We start from the raw sequence: 1432 nt of genomic DNA, 5'->3' as shown, positions 1-1432 counted from the left end.
AAAAAAGTCTAGGCAGATTGAAGAAGATGATCTCTGTATTGAACAGGGGTCATCTTTTTTAAATCCCATTGATACCTGTAGTGGTTATAGTAGGTCATGTAATCCTTAATCTCCTGTTTTAACTCAATCAAAGTCAAACAAGGCTTAATGGAAGCTTGATCTTTAAAATGACCAAAAAAAGATTCTTGTGGGGCGTTATCCCAGCAGTTTCCCCGCCTAGACATGGATTGTTTCAATTTCATTTTCTTAACCATTTTTTGAAAATAAGGATGTGTATAATGAGATCCCTGATCAGAGTGAATGAAGGCACCATCAGCTCTTTTAAACCTTTGGTTTTTCTTAAGCTTTAGGAGAGTATCTGTCGCAAGATCCATTGTGATTCGATCTGACACGTGATATGCCAAGATCTCATTGGTTGAACTATCTTTGATTGTGGATAAATAGGCTTTTTTACCCGATCCGTAAAATAAATAAGTGATATCCGTCAGTAACACCTTACCTGGAATGTTCTGCTTAAACTCCCGGTTCAGCAGGTTAGGAACGACCCTATGCTCCTGAGTAGCCTTCATCATCCGTTTATAGGGATTGGCCCTCCTAAAGGGGCATACAATGCTGTATTTCTTCATAATCCTCCTAATCCTTTTCAAATTGTAGATCATCTTAAACTGGCCCTCCAATGTCATCTTGATGGATCGGGCACCTTTCTTTCGTCTTTTGAAATGAAAAGCTTTTAGAATGACTTCTCTTAGTTGCTCATCTTGCTGTTTCTTCTGGATTCTCTTTTGCTTTGCTTCGGAAGACCAATACCTGTAATATCCACTCCTGGAAACCCCGGATACTTTACATAAATAGTTGACCAAACGGGAGAGTTGATATTTCTCGATGATGGTATGAATAAGGACAAATTTCTGGCTAGATGAAAGTACTATCCCTTGTTCTGCCTCCTTTCCATGAAACGAATCTTTTTTAACAGTTCATTCTCCGCTCGCAGCAAAGCATTCTGAGCTTCTAGCTTGGCATACTTCTCTTCGAGCGTTAGCTCCCGTTTAAGGGGTCTTCCTGAGGCGTGGCTTCTTGTATCCTGCAAACCTAAGATTCCGTTCTCTTGGTAACTCGCACGCCATCTCTTTGCTGAGGATTCGACTCTTTGGAGCCCAATGACAGTTACGTCAAAACCACATACTTCAAATATTTCTCTCGGTGGCTTCCCCTTATTATTCTCTGAGATAAACAATTGCTTAAACCCATCCGTATATGTAATTGCCTTTGAAGATACGGACCTCACATACGGATTGTTAGATAACTGCTTGATCTCTTTATCTGTAAATATTTTCTTGCTCATACCATTCCTCTTCCCTATCTTCTTCGTTATAAACAAAAATACCCTACCGAGAGACTTTTTAAAAGTGTCTACTCGATAGGGTACAGTTTA

At 39.7% G+C, this 1432-nt stretch carries 1 protein-coding gene; it reads right to left on the bottom strand.

Annotation, left to right across the window (positions count from 1 at the left end):
* Window positions 1-8: 8 nt before the first annotated feature.
* Window positions 9-1342 (bottom strand): IS3 family transposase gene (locus tag PAENI_RS13220; protein WP_149645583.1). Its coding sequence is split into 2 segments (ribosomal slippage): window positions 9-955 and window positions 955-1342, totalling 1335 coding nucleotides; the frame shifts between segments, so codons are not numbered across the junction.
* Between the last annotated feature and the right edge of the window lie 90 nt (window positions 1343-1432).

The organism is Paenibacillus sp. B2(2019), from assembly GCF_008370385.1.
Classification (GTDB): Bacteria; Bacillota; Bacilli; order Paenibacillales; family Paenibacillaceae; genus Paenibacillus_AQ.
This window is presented reverse-complemented; position numbering and strand designations above follow the sequence as displayed.